Annotated in this window: 17 protein-coding genes; 6 read left to right on the top strand and 11 right to left on the bottom strand. The window is 62.9% G+C overall.

Going from position 1 to position 17,140, the window contains the following annotated elements:
* Positions 1-43: 43 nt before the first annotated feature.
* The 4 genes from ACINK1_RS01995 to hemC form a co-directional block, all read right to left on the bottom strand.
* Entirely contained in the window at positions 44-1,561 is a 1,518-nt protein-coding gene (locus ACINK1_RS01995) for a heme biosynthesis protein HemY (protein ID WP_395759961.1), read from the bottom strand.
* A 6-nt stretch (positions 1,562-1,567) separates the two neighbouring features.
* On the bottom strand, positions 1,568-2,530 hold the full coding sequence (locus ACINK1_RS01990) for a COG4223 family protein (RefSeq protein ID WP_395759960.1): 963 nt from the start codon (positions 2,528-2,530) through the stop codon (positions 1,568-1,570).
* Positions 2,531-2,736: 206 nt separating this feature from the next.
* A complete protein-coding gene (locus tag ACINK1_RS01985; RefSeq protein ID WP_395759959.1) occupies positions 2,737-3,462 on the bottom strand; it encodes a uroporphyrinogen-III synthase in 726 nt (241 codons plus the stop codon).
* A gap of 26 nt (positions 3,463-3,488) precedes the next feature.
* The gene (gene hemC / locus ACINK1_RS01980) at positions 3,489-4,415 is read right to left on the bottom strand and encodes a hydroxymethylbilane synthase (protein WP_395759958.1); all 927 of its coding nucleotides are present in this window, start codon (positions 4,413-4,415) and stop codon (positions 3,489-3,491) included.
* Between the two features lie 79 nt (positions 4,416-4,494).
* Between hemC and tsaD the strand changes: the two genes are divergently transcribed.
* The 6 genes from tsaD to ACINK1_RS01950 all read left to right on the top strand — a co-directional run bounded on the left by tsaD (position 4,495) and on the right by ACINK1_RS01950 (position 9,415).
* Positions 4,495-5,559 (top strand): tRNA (adenosine(37)-N6)-threonylcarbamoyltransferase complex transferase subunit TsaD, encoded by a 1,065-nt coding sequence (gene tsaD, locus ACINK1_RS01975; RefSeq protein WP_376801812.1) that lies wholly within the window; start codon positions 4,495-4,497, stop codon positions 5,557-5,559.
* Positions 5,556-6,563, top strand: a complete 1,008-nt coding sequence (locus ACINK1_RS01970; RefSeq protein ID WP_376801748.1) for an NAD(P)H-dependent glycerol-3-phosphate dehydrogenase — start codon at positions 5,556-5,558, stop codon at positions 6,561-6,563. Before tsaD ends, ACINK1_RS01970 begins: the two co-directional genes overlap by 4 nt.
* Before the next feature lie 9 nt (positions 6,564-6,572).
* Positions 6,573-6,992 (top strand): EVE domain-containing protein, encoded by a 420-nt coding sequence (locus tag ACINK1_RS01965; RefSeq protein ID WP_376801749.1) that lies wholly within the window; start codon positions 6,573-6,575, stop codon positions 6,990-6,992.
* The gene (locus tag ACINK1_RS01960; RefSeq protein ID WP_376801750.1) at positions 6,956-7,663 is read left to right on the top strand and encodes a methyltransferase; all 708 of its coding nucleotides are present in this window, start codon (positions 6,956-6,958) and stop codon (positions 7,661-7,663) included. Before ACINK1_RS01965 ends, ACINK1_RS01960 begins: the two co-directional genes overlap by 37 nt.
* Positions 7,664-7,694: 31 nt before the next feature.
* On the top strand, positions 7,695-8,117 hold the full coding sequence (locus tag ACINK1_RS01955) for a DUF1761 domain-containing protein (protein ID WP_376801751.1): 423 nt from the start codon (positions 7,695-7,697) through the stop codon (positions 8,115-8,117).
* Between the two features lie 65 nt (positions 8,118-8,182).
* Positions 8,183-9,415 (top strand): CaiB/BaiF CoA-transferase family protein, encoded by a 1,233-nt coding sequence (locus tag ACINK1_RS01950; protein ID WP_376801752.1) that lies wholly within the window; start codon positions 8,183-8,185, stop codon positions 9,413-9,415.
* 46 nt (positions 9,416-9,461) lie between these two features.
* Here ACINK1_RS01950 and ACINK1_RS01945 read toward each other — a convergent pair whose 3' ends face one another.
* The 7 genes from ACINK1_RS01945 to ACINK1_RS01915 all read right to left on the bottom strand — a co-directional run bounded on the left by ACINK1_RS01945 (position 9,462) and on the right by ACINK1_RS01915 (position 17,133).
* The gene (locus ACINK1_RS01945) at positions 9,462-10,382 is read right to left on the bottom strand and encodes a polyprenyl synthetase family protein (RefSeq protein WP_376801753.1); all 921 of its coding nucleotides are present in this window, start codon (positions 10,380-10,382) and stop codon (positions 9,462-9,464) included.
* Positions 10,383-10,453: 71 nt separating this feature from the next.
* Positions 10,454-11,149, bottom strand: coding sequence for an urea ABC transporter ATP-binding subunit UrtE (urtE, locus tag ACINK1_RS01940; protein WP_376801754.1), 696 nt, complete (start codon positions 11,147-11,149; stop codon positions 10,454-10,456).
* A 2-nt stretch (positions 11,150-11,151) separates the two neighbouring features.
* On the bottom strand, positions 11,152-11,904 hold the full coding sequence (urtD, locus tag ACINK1_RS01935; RefSeq protein WP_376801755.1) for an urea ABC transporter ATP-binding protein UrtD: 753 nt from the start codon (positions 11,902-11,904) through the stop codon (positions 11,152-11,154).
* Positions 11,901-13,055, bottom strand: a complete 1,155-nt coding sequence (gene urtC, locus ACINK1_RS01930; protein WP_376801756.1) for an urea ABC transporter permease subunit UrtC — start codon at positions 13,053-13,055, stop codon at positions 11,901-11,903. Before urtC ends, urtD begins: the two co-directional genes overlap by 4 nt.
* Complete coding sequence (urtB, locus tag ACINK1_RS01925) at positions 13,055-14,671, bottom strand: urea ABC transporter permease subunit UrtB (protein ID WP_376801758.1); 1,617 nt, start codon at positions 14,669-14,671, stop codon at positions 13,055-13,057. Before urtB ends, urtC begins: the two co-directional genes overlap by 1 nt.
* A 137-nt stretch (positions 14,672-14,808) precedes the next feature.
* Positions 14,809-16,101, bottom strand: a complete 1,293-nt coding sequence (gene urtA / locus ACINK1_RS01920) for an urea ABC transporter substrate-binding protein (RefSeq protein WP_376801760.1) — start codon at positions 16,099-16,101, stop codon at positions 14,809-14,811.
* A gap of 222 nt (positions 16,102-16,323) precedes the next feature.
* Positions 16,324-17,133, bottom strand: a complete 810-nt coding sequence (locus ACINK1_RS01915) for a carbohydrate ABC transporter permease (RefSeq protein WP_376801813.1) — start codon at positions 17,131-17,133, stop codon at positions 16,324-16,326.
* Positions 17,134-17,140: the final 7 nt, after the last annotated feature.

The raw sequence follows: 17,140 nt of genomic DNA, 5'->3' as shown, positions 1-17,140 counted from the left end.
CAGCCGTGGTTTTTGGCAAGAAGGCTTCGCCGCGATCGCCTCCCTAATAGGCCGGCCGGCTGCGCTGCGAGCCAGCCTTGTCAGTCGCATCAGGCGGGCCGGGGTCATCGGGGATAAAGGTTGGCTTTGGTACCGGCTGCGGCGCAGCGGCGGCGGGTGTGAGCCCGGCCGGGGACACAAATGCCTGTGGTTTCGGATCGGGGGGGCGCATCACGGGAGGCGGCAAAGCTTCCGGTGGCGCTGCGGGCACGTGAGGCAGGACAATCACCGGCTGGTCTGTCTCGGCCGACATCGCCGGCGCCTGCCACACAAAGGCATCGAGATCGCCCGAGACAGGCGACACCGGCAGCCAGCGGTCGGAGACGATACCATCCGCCGTCCATGCCGGATCAGCCGGCGCAATGGCTGCCCGCTGCAGCCATTCACGCCCTTCGCCCTCCTTGCCCTCGGCCTCGGCCAGGCGGGCAAAGAACAGACAATGGCGCCGCGTCGGCTGGCCGGGGATTGACTGCAGGGCGACGAGCGCTGCGGCAAAATCGCGGGCCTCCATATGAGCGGTTGCCATGGCGAAAATGCTTTCGCGGTCGTCGGGCGCCAGCTTCAGCAGGGTTCTGGCGCGTTTGACGCGATCCTGCGCCGAATCACCGATTCGCGCATGGGCATAGGCGTCCGCCAGTTCCGGGTGCGGACCAAGGCGCCAGGCGGTTTCGATGATCCTTGAGGCGCGGGCGACTTCACCGGCCTCCGCCAGAAGATCAGCCGCCAGGACGGCAGCCGGCACCAGATCAGGCGCGGCGTGATGCGCCTCGAGGGCAAGGGCGCGCGCCTGGGTGCGGTCGTGGGCGGCCATGTCGATTGCCTTGCCCGTCAGGACGACGGCTTTCAGACGCCTCGCCTTGTCGCGGCTCAAGATGCGCTGATCTGCCTGCCGGCTGAGCGTTGCCATCGCCCCGTCCCAATCATGGCTGCCCGCCTGATAGGCAAGGGTGGCGTGGGCTGCCCATGGCAAATGCGATTTGTGGGCCAGCGCTTTTTCGGCATGGTTGCGGGCCCGCACATGGTCACCCTCGCGCCGTGCCTCGACGTAAAGTCCACGCAGGCCGAGTGCCATCGTCTCGTTGCTGTCAAGCATGGCGCGGAAGCTTGCCTTGGCCGCCTCGCGATCACCCGCGAGCTGGGCGGCCTGGGAGCGCAGGAGAAGCGCCAGCGGCTTCACGCCAACGAGGCGGTCGGCCTCGCGTGCCGCTTTCTGCGCGGCTGCCGCATCGCCCGCTCCCACCGCTACAAGACCGCGGGAGAGCGCCGCCAGGCCCTTATCCTGGACGCGCGTGTGCAGGCGTTGGCGCAAATGCCGCGGCGAGCGCAAAAAGAGCATGAGCAGGCGCCAGACCAACGCTGTGATGGCGATAACGCTCACGAGCGCCACGACCGCGACGGCTGTCGAGGTCTCGATGAGATAGCCAAACCAGGTCACAGCAATGACACCGGGATGATCAACCAGCCAGGCGACAGCGAAGGCGAGCCCGCAGAGGCAAGCGGCAGCAATGATGAGCCTCACCATGATCGATCACCCCCGTCTCGGCAGGGATTTGACCAGATCGGCAATCGCCCTGGCAAGCAGCGTATCGGCCATCACCCGCTGGCGCAGCCCCTCCGCGAGCGGTCCCGCTGCGGCCTGCATGGGTGCGGGCAGAGCTGACATTTCCTCGGCGGCGCCAGCGACGTCGCCACGCTGCAGCCGCACCTCGAGGCGCGCCAGGCGCTGGCCGGGGTCAACACCCGCCACGTCGCCCACCGGGCGCACACGCACCAGTTTGGCGAAAGATTGCTGGAGCTGGTCGACCACGCCATCAGGTTTGCGCTGAAGGCTGTCGAGCATCAGCGTCACGCGCTCGCTGAGCAGATCGGCGAGCTGGCGCGGCGTTGGCACGCCGCTGGCCGCGGCTGGTGACAGCTTGTCAACGACCTCAGCTGAAAGGCCCAGTCCGCGTGCCGCCTCAAGCTCACTCACATAGGTCTGCCCGCGATCCACCGCCGCCTTGAGGAGGTCAGTCGCAACCAAAAGCAGGGCCGCCGGCTCCCCGCCACCATTTGTGGATCTAGCAGTGAGATCACGGCGCAGCGTCGCGATTTCGGCTGCAAGCTGGCTGTTGTCGGCTGCGGCAATTTTCTGTTCCAGCCCGGCCAGGCTGTGGCGCAGGCTCGCAAGATCGTTAAGGCTCGCATTGGCCGTTGCCGGCGCGCCGGCAAGGCGCGCTTCGATGGCGCTGACATTCTGCCTGAGAGCCGCCAGATCGTCGGCGAGTCTGGTTGTTCCGCTGCCATCTGGCGCAGGCGCTGGCCGCGCCTCGACGGCGCGAAGCCGATTTTCGAGGGTTGTCACGGCTGCGGCTACTTCATCGCTAGCGGTATTTGACGTGCCGTTCACCAGCAGCCACAGACCGGCCATCCCGACAATCATTGCCGCCAATGCGCCCGCAACCGCACCGGCGATGACGGGCCTGACCAGGGAGAGAGAGGCCGCAGCCATGCCAGTCCCCACCGTTGCATCGCCTGTCGCTGGTGATGCATCGGTCGACGGGTTGTCTCCTGTGCTCACCTCAAGCGCTGGCTGCGGTGCGGGATGATCTGCAGGCTTCGGGTCGGATATGGCCGTGGCCTCGCCGTCGATCACCGGCGCCGCGCGCGTGCGGGATGACCGTCCTGTGGCCTTTGGGGGCTTGTTGTGCTCATCGCTCATCGCTTTTCCCCTTTTGTCTCGCCATTGGACGACAGGTGTGCCTGTGGCAACAGCGCCAGCAAGGCGGCTTCACTGGCGTGTGGCGCGATGCGCAAGCCGCCGAACATGTCTAGCGGCAGTTTCGTTGAAATGTGTGACGAAAGACAATAGGCGATCATGGGGCGACACAAGCTCTTTTGATCTTCCTGTTCGATCAGCCGGACAAAGATTTCGGCGGTCCGCGTCGAATAAAAGAGCACGCCGTCGATTTTTTCATTGTTCAGCGCCTGCCGCATAGCTGGTGCCATGATCGTCCGGGCCACTGCCTCGTAGACGATCTGCTCCTCGATCCGCAGCCCTTCCCGGCCCAGGATGCCGGCCAGATCCTGCGTGATATCAGCGCCGCGCAGGTAAAGAAGGCGTTTGCCGCGATAATCGCCGGCGATTGCCGCTATCAGCCCGGCGACGTCGTTTGCAATCTCTACGGGCTTTGGCAGACCAAGCTCCAATGCGCGCCGGGCCGATCGTTCACCAACCACCAGCAGGGGCGTGAGGCGGTAGCGCGCAAGAGTTTCGCTCTGTGCCAGCACCTCGAGGGCGTTGCGGCTGGTCAGGATGATCGCGTCGAAGGTGTCGGCGGGCAGATCGCCGACGGGCCGCGCCACGATATCGAGCATCGGCGCTGGTAGCGCTTCATGGCCAAGCGCCTGCAGCTTCTCGGCGGTCTCCGCAGCCATAGCCATCGGCCGGGTGAGGAGAAAGCGCATGCTCACACGCCCAACACACCAGCCGGCGCGCGGGCGCGAATGTCATGCCCGGCCGCAGCGCCAAGGGCAGCCGCGTTGTCCACCGGACCGCTATCGCGCCATTCTGCCCATTTGCCTCCGTCCGCGCTCAACACCAGCCCGTGAAAAAGCAGGCGTCCGTCAGCAATCCTCGCATGACCGGCAATCGGCGCCCGGCAGGAGCCTTCGAGGACGGCCAGAAAGGCCCGCTCGGCGAGCAGCGCCTGATGGGTCGGGCGATCGTCGATGGCGGCGAGCAAATCGCGCATGCGGGTGTCGCTCTCCCGTGTCTCAATGGCAATTGCCCCCTGGCCTACCGCCGGGGGAAAATGATCAACATCAAGGATATGGGTGGCTGCCCCTGCGTAGCCAAGGCGGCGAAGACCTGCGAGCGCCAGGAGGGTCGCCTCGCACATGCCGGCGGCGAGCTTGCGCAGCCTTGTCTCGACATTGCCGCGCAGCAACACCGGCACGATGTCGGGCCGCTGGCGCCTGATGAGGGCCTGCCGGCGCAGCGATGCCGTCCCGATTCGTGCGCCCGGCGACAGGGTGGTGAGATCATGCTCAGGGGCACAGATAAGCGCGTCGCGCACATCTTCGCGCGGAAGATAGGCGCTGAGAACAAGGCCGGGCGGCAAAGCGGTTGGCATGTCCTTGGCCGAATGGACCGCAAGATCGATCGTCCCGTCAAGGAGCGCATCCTCGATCTCCTTGGTGAAAAGACCCTTGCCGCCGGCTTCTGCCAACGCCCGGTCCTGAATGCGGTCGCCGCTGGTGGTGATGACAACAATGTCGATCTTGTCATCGTCCAGACCATGGGCCGCCATCAGCCGCTGCCGTGTTTCACGCGCCTGCGCCAGCGCCAGCGGACTGCCTCTCGTGCCAATGCGGATGAGCGATGTTTGCGTCACGGTCCCTACCGATGATAGCCAATGGGGTCATCTGCATATGCACCAGCCTCCGGGCGGGCGCCACCCTTGGATGAGTTTAATGCTGGTTCTGGGACTTGAAACGAGTTGTGATGAAACGGCGGCAGCCATTGTCGCGCGCCAGAGCGATGGCAGCGGCATTATCCTTGCCAATATCGTTTTGAGTCAGCATGCGCTGCATCAGCCTTATGGCGGCGTCGTTCCTGAAATAGCCGCGCGGGCTCATGTCGAGGCCCTTGACGGGCTGATTAAGGAGGCCTGCGTTGCTTGCGGGCGCAGGCTGAGCGCGCTGGACGCTGTCGCTGCCACCGCCGGGCCGGGTCTCATTGGCGGCTTGCTGGTCGGCGCGATGAGCGGCAAAGCGCTTGCCAGCGTGCTGGGCAAGCCTTTTCTCGCCATCAATCATCTTGAAGGCCATGCTCTGACCCCGCGCCTCACCGATGGTCTCGCATTTCCCTATCTGCTGCTGCTGGTATCGGGCGGCCATACGCAAATTCTTCTGGTCGAGGGTGTTGGCGCCTATCGTCGCCTTGCCACCACCATTGATGATGCGCTGGGAGAGGCGTTCGACAAGACCGCCAAGCTTCTGGGTCTGCCGGCTCCCGGTGGTCCGGCCGTCGAGCACGCCGCTTTGCGCGGTCAACCGGCGCGTTTCACCCTTCCACGCCCGATGCTTGGTCGTGCGGAGCCTTATTTTTCGTTCTCAGGGCTCAAAACCGCTGTGAGAATCGAAGCCGAACGCCATGCACCGCTCGACAGGGGCGATATCGCTGATCTCTGCGCGAGCTTCCAGGCGGCCATTCTCGATGTTCTCAGCGACCGGTTGAACCAGGCCATCGACACCTTGCGCCGGCAAAACCGCCTTCCCGAGGTATTGGCGGTCGCCGGAGGCGTTGCCGCCAACCGCGCCATTGCCGGGCGGCTGACCGAGCTTGCCAACGAAAACGGGCTGCGGCTGATTGTGCCGCCGCCGGCGCTGTGCACCGACAATGGCGCGATGATTGCATGGGCCGGCGCTGAACGTCTGACGATAGGACAACAGGACGGGCTCGCCTCCCCCACCCGGGCCCGCTGGCCGCTTGATCCTGAGGCCGAGAGTGCGCCCTGGGCAGGAGCCAAGGCATGAGTAACACTGTACCTGCCACGCACACGATCGGCGTCATCGGCGCGGGTGCCTGGGGAACGGCGCTGGCGCTGGCCGCCGCGCGCGCCGGCCGTGATGTTGTGTTGTGGGGACGCGACAGCGCGGCGATGAGCGATATGGCCATCAGCCGCCGCAATGCCCGTCATCTGCCCGATATCGACCTGCCGGCAAATATCACACCCACCGCGGATCCTGCAGCCCTGGCCGGTCTGGAAGTGGTTCTTCTCGTGGTGCCGGCACAATTGGCCGAAGATATTATCAGCAATCTCTCACCGCACCTCGCAGGGCTGCGCCTGCTGCTGTTGTGCTGCAAGGGCATCGTGGCGGGGCGGGGCGCGTTCTTGTCGCAGATCATGGGCGAGCAGCTAGCGCATGTGCGCATGGGGGCGCTCTCAGGCCCTAGTTTTGCCGCCGATGTCGCTCGCAGCCTCCCCACCGCCGTCACCCTGGCGATCGAGGATGAGAGCTGGGGCGAAGCCTTGTCGCAGGCTCTTGGCTCGCCATCGTTCCGCCCCTACTGGACCAGCGATCTGCGCGGCGTCGAGATCGGGGGTGCGCTTAAAAACGTCTATGCCATTGCAAGCGGCATCGTTGCGGGGCGTGGCCTGGGCGACAGCGCGCGGGCAGCCCTCATTGCCCGGGCTTTTGCGGAAATGTGCCGCTGTGGCCTGCCCTTTGGCGGGCGATCCGAAACCTTGTCGGGCCTGTCGGGGCTTGGCGATCTGGTGCTCACCACCATGAGCGAGCAATCGCGCAATCTGCGCTTTGGCCTGGCGTTGGGCCGTGGCGAGGCTGTCGAGACCATACGCGCCCGTCTGGGCACAGTGGAGGGCATCGCCACCGCCGGCGCCATCAGCGCCCTTGCCTCGCGCCACGAAATTGATATGCCGATTGCCGGCGCCGTCGCTGCGATCCTCGCGGGGATACTCTCGGTGGAGGCAGCGATTGATGGCCTCATGCGCCGCCCGCTGCGGGCGGAGACCTAAGGATCACTCATGGCTTATTGGCTCGTCAAATCCGAACCCTTCAAATGGTCGTGGGACGATCAGGTGAAAGCGGGCGCCAAAGGCACCCTCTGGGACGGCGTGCGCAATCATCTGGCCAAACTTCATCTTATGGCAATGAAAAAGGGCGAGCAGGCTTTTTTCTACCATTCCAATGAGGGCAAGGAGGTGGTCGGCATCGTCGAGATCATCCGTGAGGCCTACCCTGATCCAGCCGCTGAACCCGGAGAGCCTTGGGTGGTCGTTGATCTGCGTGCCGTCAAGGCGCTGGCAACACCGGTGAGGCTCGCAGCCGTCAAGGCTGAGCCGCGGCTTGCGAAGATGTCGCTTGTGACCTCGATGCGCCTGTCGGTGCAGCCAGTCAGCGACGATGAATGGGCGCTTGTGTGCAACATGGGCGGTGTGTCCTGACATTGTCCGACCACGGGCGGCATGACAAACAGGCCTTTATTCTCGCCAACACCACCCTTCTCACTCCGCCTCTGGTGCCGGAAATCAGGCTTCGTCTGGCCGAGGAATCGATTGCGCTGTGGGAAAAGACGGAAGAGGAGCTGGAGCGCCTCGGCCTGCCGCCGCCCTTCTGGGCCTTTGCTTGGGCTGGCGGGCAAGGGCTGGCCCGTTATATTCTCGATCACCCGCATATCGTCGCCGGGCATAGCGTCATTGATATTGCGTCAGGGTCGGGGCTGGTGGCAATTGCCGCCATGAAAGCCGGTGCCAGCCGGGTAATTGCCAACGACATTGATGAATTCGCGGCATGTGCGATCACGCTCAACGCCGAGGCAAACGGAGTTGCCGTCTTACCATCAGGTGATGATGTCATTGGCCAGACGATTGGCGCCGACATCGTCCTGGTCGGCGACCTCTTCTACGAGCGTGATGTGGCGAGCCGGCTGCTGGTCTGGCTGCAGCGCCTGCAAGGCGAAGGAAAAACCGTCCTCATTGGCGATCCGGGCCGCTCCTATCTGCCGGTTGAGGCGCTGGAGGAGCTTGCCCGCTACGACGTGCCGGTCACCCGCGAGCTTGAGGATGCCGACATCAAGCGCTGTACGGTTTGGCGGCCCCTGCCAAATCGCCTATAGAGACGCAGGCATTCCACCTGGAGATGGAACAATGGCATTTGCGGGCATTTCTTATGTGGCGATACTTGTTGCCGCTGTGGCAGCCTGGGTGTTTGGCGCCGCCTATTACATGGCACTGAGCCGGCCATGGATGGCAGCGGCCGGCTTGAGCAAGGACATGATCGCGCCACAAGGCAAGGGCCCAAGCCCACTTCCTTTTATTCTGTCCTTTATCGGCGAGCTCGTCATGGCCTTCGTGCTGGCCGGCGCCATCGGCCATCTCGGACCGGGCCAGGTGACATTGCGCAACGGCCTGATCTCCGGCACCATCCTATGGGCGGGCTTCATCCTCACCACCACCATCATCACCAATTCCTATCAGCGCAAACCCTGGAGCCTCTCGCTCATTGACAGCCTGCACTGGCTGGGGGTCATGCTGGTGATGGGCGCCATCATCGGTGGGTTCGGAGCCTGAATCCTATGAGCGGATTTTCTTCTTGATTTGATGCATTGCCGCCTCGTCTTGCCTGGAGGTCCTCCATGACACCGCCGCCCACCGGCCCGCTCAAGGGCATTCGCATCGTTGATCTGACGGCGGTTGTCCTTGGCGCCTTTGCTGCCCAGACGCTGGGGGAACTTGGCGCCGACATCGTGAAAGTCGAGGCGCCCGGAGGGCCGGCGGTCGGTGGCGACATCATGCGCTGGGCGGGAGACACGCCGGCAGGGCCAGCCTCGGGGCTCGCGCCGATGTTCATGATGCTCAACCGCAACAAGCGGTCGGTGGCGCTTGATCTGAAAAGCTCCGCCGGGCATGTGGCGCTGGCAGCGCTTCTCAAGACGGCTGATGTTTTTCTTGCCAACCGGCCGGCCTCGGCACTGGCGAGGCTCAATCTCTCCTATGAGCAGGTCAAGGCCATCAAACCCGATATCGTTTACGTGAATGCGCCGGGCTATGGCTCGGCGGGGCCCTATGGCGACTTTCCCGCCTATGACGAACTCATTCAGGCAGGCTCGGGTGGTGCGGACATGATGCCACGCACCTATGAGGGCACGCCGCCGCGCTATCTGCCGACCCTGATCGCCGACAAAACGGTTGGCATGTATCTGGCGCAGGCTGCGCTTGCCGGCGTCATTCACAAGCTGCGCACCGGCGAGGGCCAGTCCATCGAAGTGCCGATGCTGGAATGCATGACCTATTTCAACCTGTCGGAGAATCTCTACGGCCACAGCTTCGATCCGCCATTGGGCAAATATGGCTATGTGCGCATTCACACGCCCCATCGCCGCCCCTATCGCACCAGCGATGGGTGGATCGCCATCTCGCCCTATTCGGATCGCAACTGGCGCGATTTTTTTGCGCTGGTCGGGCGGGAGGGTGAGTTTCTGGCCGATGAGCGCTTCGCCACCTATCAGAAGCGCATCAAGAATATCGATGTCCTCTACGCCATGATGGAGGAGATGACGTTGCAGAAAACCTCACAGGAATGGTTCGAGGCTTGCGCTGCAAAGAATATTCCCTGCATGCATGTGCGCCGCTTCGAGGAATTGACCGACGATCCGCATCTCAAGACCGTCGGCCTTTTCGAGAAGCGCCGGCACAGCGTTGCCGGCGGCATTCAGGATGTGCGCCACCCCGTGACCTATTCGCGCACGCCCGCCGCCTGGCATCGCGAGCAGCCTGTGCTTGGCGCCCATACGCGGGAAGTGCTGAGCGAAGCCGGTCTGACGGCCGATGATATCGATCGGCTGGCAGCCGATGGCGCGTTTGGCTGAGCGCCAGCGCCCCCCAAGCGATCAGGGATAATCGGCTGCCTAAACGCTAGCTCTGGCGTGCCGCGACGAAATCAACGCCTGCCCGCAGGATGTCGGCCCGCGTACCGAAAGGATCGAGTGCCGTCTTGGCGCGCGATACCAGATCGTCGAGCCGTGCTCTGGCGCCTGCAATGCCCAGAATACCGACCAGTGTTGCCTTGCCGGCTCCCGCATCCTTGCCCGTTGCCTTGCCCACGGTCGCGGCATCCCCTTCAGCGTCGAGGAGGTCGTCGGCGACCTGGAAAGCCTGGCCAAACAGCCGCGCATAGGCGTCAAGCGCGGCAAGCTCGCTCGCGCTCGCTCGCCCGAGCCGCCCGCCTGCCTCGACCGCAAAACGGAAGAGCGCGCCGGTTTTCATCGCTTGCAGGTGCAGAATATCGTCCAATGGCAGCGCCAGGGGCTTTCCATCATCGGCATAGCGGCCTTCGGCTGCCAGATCGAGCAATTGCCCGCCGACCATGCCCGCTGCGCCGGAGGTGCGGGCAAGAGCTGCCACCAGCGCGCAGCGTACCGCAGGGTCGGTATCGGTTTCCTCGCCGGCAAGGATCTCGAAGGCAAAAGTCAGCAGAGCATCACCGGCCAGGATGGCGGTTGCCTCATCATAGGCGATATGGACTGTCGGGCGGCCGCGCCGCAGCGCATCATCATCCATTGCCGGCAGGTCATCATGCACCAGCGAGTAACAATGGATGCATTCAAGCGCGAGTGCTGCCGGCAGGGCTCGTTCAGCAGTCACGCCAAACAGAGCCGCCGTCTCGACCACCAGAAAGGGGCGCAGCCTTTTACCCCCGCCGAGACTGCCATGCGACACCGCGTCCTTCAGGCGTGCGGGCACATCAGGCCATTGGGTCATACGGCGCGCCAGCCCGTCCTCGGACAAGCGGGCGGTGGCATTAAGGCGATCAAGAAAGGCGGCGGGTGTGCTCATGGCCGGCTGACTAGCCCAGCCATACGCGACTGGCAAGGCGCGCCGCCCAGCATCCGAGCGGGGAGCGATGTCTAGACGGACATGCGGCGGCGGATGTCATTCTCGTCCATGGTGGCGCGCGTGCCGTCAAGCGTCACCTCGCCGCGATCCATAACGTACCAGCGATCAGCGAGCGCGCGGGCAAAATCGAAATATTGCTCGACCAGCAGGATCGCCATGCCGCCACGCTGGCGCAGATAGGTGATGGTGCGCCCGATATCCTTGATTATGGAGGGCTGGATGCCCTCCGTCGGCTCATCAAGCACCAGTAATTTGGGGCGCGTTACCAGCGCCCGGGCAATCGCCAATTGCTGCTGCTGACCGCCGGAGAGATCGCCACCGCGCCGACCGAGCATGGATTTCAGCACCGGGAAAAGATCGTAGATTTCATCCTGGATGTCGCGTTCACCCCGCCTGAGGGGCGCAAATCCGGTTTCAAGATTTTCCTTCACCGTCAGCAGAGGAAAGATTTCGCGCCCCTGCGGCACGTAGGCAATACCAAGCCGGGCGCGGTCCTCCGCCGCCAGCCCGGCGAGCGGCCTGCCGGCAAAAACAATGCTTCCCGCCGATATCGGCTGATGGCCGATGATGGCGCGCATCAGCGAGGTTTTGCCAACGCCGTTGCGCCCGAGCACGCAGGTGACTTCGCCGACCGCCGCGGCAATCGATACCCCGCGCAGCGCCTGCGCCGCACCATAGTGAAGATCAACGCCATTGACGTTCAGCATCCCTAGCGCCCCAGATAGACTTCGATGACGCGCTCATTGCCCGCCACCGCATCAATCGACCCTTCGGCCAGAACCGCGCCTTCATGCAGGCAGGTGACGCGGCAGGCAAGCGCGCGCACGAACGCCATGTCGTGTTCGACGACGATGACCGAATGGTCGCGATTGATGTCGCGCAGCAGCTCAGCCGTCGCCTCGGTCTCGGCATCCGTCATGCCAGCGACCGGCTCATCGACCAGCAGCACCTTGGGGTCCTGGGCCAGCAGCATGGCGATCTCCAGCCATTGCTTCTGTCCGTGCGACAGATCACCCGCCCGTCGGTCACGCTCGTTGAGGAGGCGTACGCGGGTCAACACCTCGTCGACGCGCTCCCGTCTGATGCGGTTGCGCGCACCAAAGAGGGCGGAGAAAGGGCCGCGCTCGCCCTTCAGCGCCAGCAGTACATTATCGGCCACCGTATGGCTCTCAAACACGGTCGGCTTCTGGAATTTTCGCCCGATGCCAAGACCGGCAATCGCTGCCTCGTCAAAGCGCGTCAGATCGACCTTGCCATGGTCAAACAGCACATCGCCTTCATCGGGCCGTGTCTTGCCGGTAATCACATCCATCATCGTTGTCTTGCCGGCGCCGTTGGGGCCGATGATGGCGCGCATCTCGCCCGGCTCCAGCGTCAGCGCCAGCGAGCGCAATGCCTTGAAGCCGTCAAACGATACGCTGACGCCGTCAAGATAGAGGATAGACTGGGTGAGGCTGCTCATGGCGCGGGCCCCGGGCGATTGGTGGCGGCAGGCTTCGGCCTGGCCTTGAAGAAGCGGCCCTGTGCGTCCTCCCACGCGCCCAGAATGCCACGTGGCATGGCAAGCGTGACGAGAACGAACAGACCGCCGAGCGCAAACAGCCAGTAGGCGGCAAGCCAGCCGGTGGTGAAGATGGTCTTGAGATAGTTGACGACGATCGCGCCGATGGCCGCGCCCACCAGCGTTCCACGCCCGCCGACGGCCACCCAGATGACAGCCTCGATGGAATTGGTGGGGGCAAATTCGGACGGATTGATGATGCCAACCTGCGGCACATAGAGTGCGCCGGCGATCCCAGCCATCATGGCCGAGAAGGTGAAGACGACGAGTTTGTAATGCTCGACCCGGTAGCCAAGGAAGCGGGTGCGGGTTTCACCATCGCGGATGGCCACCAGCACCTTGCCGAAGCTTGAGGCTGCCATGGCGCGTGCCGCCAGAAAGCTTGCCATCAGCGTCAGGCCGCTGATGATGAAAAGAGCGATGCGCGTGCCCGGTGACTGCACCGAGAAGCCAAGGATATCCTTGAAATCGGTCAGGCCATTATTGCCGCCAAACCCCATATCGTTGCGAAAGAATGCAAGCAGCAGCGCGTAGGTGACGGCCTGGGTAATGATCGACAGATAGACGCCCGTGACCCGGCTGCGGAAGGCAAGCCAGCCAAAGACGAAGGCGATGGCGCCGGGCACCAGAACCGCCATTGCGACCGCGTAGGGGAATGACTGGAAACCCCACCACGGTATCGGCAGTTCCTTCCAGTTGAGGAAGACCATGAAATCAGGCAGCACCGGGTGGCCATAGACGCCGCGCGTGCCGATCTGGCGCATCAGATACATGCCCATCGCATAGCCGCCAAGCGCGAAGAAGGCGCCATGGCCAAGCGACAGGATGCCGCAATACCCCCAGACGAGATCAAGGGCGATGGCGAGAATGGCGTAGCACAGATATTTGCCGATCAGCACCACGGTGCCAATCGAGATATGGAAGGGTGAATCGGGCGCCAGCGCCAGATGGCAGACCGGCACGATCGCGATCAGCGCCATCAGCGCGGCAAGAAAGATGGCGCCCCGCTTTTCCACAAAGGCGATAAGGCGTGGGCCAGTCGACGTCGCCATCATTGATCGACAGCCCTGCCCTTGAGCGCGAAGAGACCGCGCGGGCGTTTCTGGATGAAAAGAATAAGCAGGACCAGGATGGCGATCTTGGCCAGCACGGCGCCGGCAAAAGGTTCAAGCCCCTTGTTGGCGATGCCAAGCGTGAAGGCCGCAAACAGCGTTCCCCACAGATTGCCCACCCCGCCAAACACCACCACCATGAAGCTGTCGATGATGTAGCTTTGCCCGAGATTGGGACTCACATTGTCGATCTGGCTGAGCGCCACCCCGGCCATTCCGGCAATGCCGGAGCCAAGGCCGAATGTCATCATGTCGACGAAGCGGGTGCGGATGCCCATGGCGCTTGCCATCCGCCGGTTCTGGGTGACGGCCCGCATCTGCAGGCCAAGGGGTGTTGCCTTGAGGATGACGAGCAGCAGCGCGAAGATGACAAGGGTGAACACGACGATCCACAAGCGCCCATAGGTGACCTGCAGCCCCATGACATTGAACGCGCCGGTCATGAAGGACGGGCTTGCGACCGACAGGTTCGTTGGGCCAAACCAGCTGCGGATGGCCTGCTGCAGGATAAGACTGATGCCGAAGGTCGCCAGCAATGTTTCGAGCGGGCGCCCGTAAAGGAAACGGATGACGCCGCGCTCGATGGCGATGCCAACCAATGCGGTTGCCAGAAAGGCAAGCGGAATGGCCAGCGGCAGTGACCAGTCGATCAGATGTGGCGCTTTTGCCCGGAAGCCTTCCTGCACGAGAAACGTGACATAGGCGCCGAGCATGACCATTTCGCCATGGGCCATGTTGATGACGCCCATGACGCCGAAGGTGATGGCAAGGCCGATGGCGGCCAACAACAGAACCGAGCCGAGCGAAATGCCAAACCATACGGTCTGGGCTGCAAGTTGTAATTTCTGACGGCCTTCTATGGCCGCTATTCCGCGATCAAGCGTGTCCTTGAGGCCGCCACGTGCCTCTCCTGCCATCTGCCTGAGCAATGACAGGCTTTCATTGTCGCTGTTAGCCGCAAGGCGTTGCGCGGCGGCGATGCGCTGGGGTTCCGGGGCGGCAGTCGACGACAGGGTCAGAACCGCTCTCGCATCCTCAAGGGCGCGGCGGATGCCGTCATCTTTTTCCTGTGCCAGTGCTGCGTCGATGGTGGGCAAGGCAGAGGCATCGCGTGATTTGACGACCGTTTCGGCAGCCTTCAGGCGTTGCGCAGGGTCGGGCGAGAGCAATGTCATCGAGCCCAGCGCCGCCTGGACCTGGCCGCGCAGACGATTATTGAGACGCACCGACGAGGCGGAGGCTGGAATATCGGTCGCCACGCCGCTGCGCGCGTTGAAACTCCTTCCGGCGGCGTCCTTGTAAAAAACGGCTGTGTCACCGGCGACGAAAAACAGACGACGATCACCCAAGGCCTCAAGGATAGCGACCCCCGCCGCCACACCGGAGCGGGCGATCAGCGCAATCGCTGCCTCGGTGTCGCCGAAGCTGTCGGCGGCAAGTTTGTCGAGCGCGGTCTCGATATCCCTTGCGCCAGGCGCCTGCGCCACGGCAAGGCCAGACGACAGCGCGAGCCACAGAGCCGCCCATAACACACGCAGGAAAGCCGGTACCGGCATTGACAACCTTTGAAGACACATCAGGGAAAACGGGCGAGCCCGCTGAGGCGCCGCCCGTCTTTATTCATCATCGTCAGATTGGCAGAAAGGCAGGAAGTTGCCACATGGCGTCCCTGGCCCGCCCGTCCGTTGTCAGATCAGGCTCCGCACTTGCTGGTCTTGACGTTGAAGTTGCCGCACTTCTTGTCGACCCAATCGCCGATCAGATCCTTCGACCCGTCGAGATGCTTCGACCAGGCATCGCCCGCCACCAGGTCCTTCGTCTGCCAGACGATATCGAACTGGCCGTCCTTGCGCACTTCGCCGATGAAGACAGGCTTGGTGATGTGGTGGTTTGGCAACATCCTGGAAATGCCGCCTGTCAGGTTCGGCGCCTCGATACCGGGCAGCGCGTCGATGACCTTGTCGGCATCGAATGACTTCACCTTTTCAACCGCCTTCACCCACATATTGAAGCCGATGAAATGGGCTTCCATCGGATCATTGGTGACGCGTTTGGGGTTCTTGGTGAACTCCTTCCACTGCTTGATGAAGGCATCGTTGATCGGCGATTTGATCGACTGGAAGTAATTCCACGCGGCGAGGTGGCCAACGAGGTTGGTGGTGTCGATGCCGGCAAGCTCTTCCTCGCCGACCGAGAAGGCGACAACCGGGATATCGGTTGCCTTGACGCCGGCATTCGCCAGTTCCTTGTAGAAGGGGACGTTGGCATCGCCATTGATGGTCGAGACCACGGCAGTCTTCTTTCCGGCTGAGCCGAATTTCTTGATATCCGCGACAATCGTCTGCCAGTCGGAATGACCAAAAGGCGTGTAGTTGATCATGATGTCGTCTTTGGCGACACCCTTGGCCAGCAGATAGGCCTCGAGAATCTTGTTGGTGGTGCGCGGATAAACGTAGTCGGTACCAGCCAGCACCCAGCGCTTGGCTTCGCCACCATCCTTCGACATCAGGTAATCTACCGCGGGGATCGCCTGCTGGTTTGGGGCAGCGCCCGTGTAGAAGACGTTGCGCTCGCTCTCCTCGCCTTCATACTGGACCGGATAGAAGAGGACCGAATTCAGCTCCTTGAACACCGGCAGCACCGATTTGCGGCTGACCGAGGTCCAGCAGCCGAAGGTCGCAGCGACCTTTTCCTTGGAGATCAGTTCGCGGGCTTTCTCCGCAAAAAGCGGCCAGTTCGACGCCGGATCGACCACGACTGCTTCAAGTTTGCGGCCCAGAACGCCGCCCTTCTTGTTCTGCTCCTCGATCAGCATGAGCATGACGTCCTTCAACGTCGTCTCCGAGATCGCCAGAGTGCCCGAGAGCGAATGAAGAATACCGATCTTGACCGGGCCGGCTTGTGCCGAAGCCGGGCGGATACCGCTCGCCAACACCGTCGCGCCGCCAGCGGCAGCCCCCAATATACTACGCCGAGTGAATGCCATTCATATCTCCTGCTCACGGAACTCGCTCGAACCCCTTTTCAGGTTCGCGCGGCTCTAGCGAGCAAGGGACGTGCCAAGGTCAGGGCTGGCGGATTCGGGATGGTTCAACGGCCAACAGCGGCAAATTAGCCGCCAATCAGGTGCATACAATCGGAAGTGATCACTATTTAGGCCGACAAAAGCTGTCAGCCTATCTTTTAATCACGCTTGGAAAACAAGACATCAACTCTTCACGGCGCCGGATGTCAGCCCGGCGACCATATAACGGCGGAAGAGGTAATAGATGGCAACAGGCGGCAGGGCGTAGATCAGGCCGGTTGCCATCATCAGATTCCACGGGCTGTCGTCAGCGCCGAGGAACAGGCCGAGTGCCACAGCCAGCGGCACGTCTTTTTCCGCCGATAGCAGCAGGAAGGCATAAAGATATTCATTCCATGCCAGCAACAGGGCGTAGACACCGATGGCGACAAGCGACGGCGCCATCAGCGGAACGAAGATCAGCCGGAAAATCTGCAGCGGTGTCGCTCCGTCGACGAGCGCTGCTTCGTCCAGCTCGCGTGGCAGCTTGTCGGCCGCCTGCTTCAGCACCCAGATGGCATAGGGCGATGCCAGCGCCACCATGGCAAGGATCAGAGCGAGGTGGGTGTCGAGGAGACCCAGATTACCCATGCCTTTGTACATCGGCACCGCCAGGAAGGCGGCAGGAATGAGATAGGTTGCGAGTGCCATCAGCATGACATAGCGCCCTCCGGCAAGGCGCAGGCGCGAAATCGCGAAGGCAGCCGATGTGGCAATGAAGAGCGTGATGATGCCGGTTGATGCGGCAATGAAAAAGCTGTTGCCAAGCTGGCGCCAGAAATCGCGCAGATAATAATGCTGCTGCGTCAGAGCGATCTTGAAATTCTGCAGCGTCGGCTCGCTTGGCCACAGACGACCGGACAGATACTCCTTCTCGTTCGACAGCGCGATCACCAGCAGATTATAGATCGGCAGCAGCGTCCACACGAGGATCGGCAGCGCCAGAAGCCACAGCCACCAA

This window comes from Raskinella chloraquaticus (SeqCode) (genome assembly GCF_021731865.1).
Taxonomy (GTDB): domain Bacteria; phylum Pseudomonadota; class Alphaproteobacteria; order Rhizobiales; family UBA4765; genus Raskinella; species Raskinella chloraquaticus.
The sequence above is the reverse complement of the archived record's forward strand: the minus strand, read 5'-3'. Positions and strand labels throughout refer to the sequence as shown.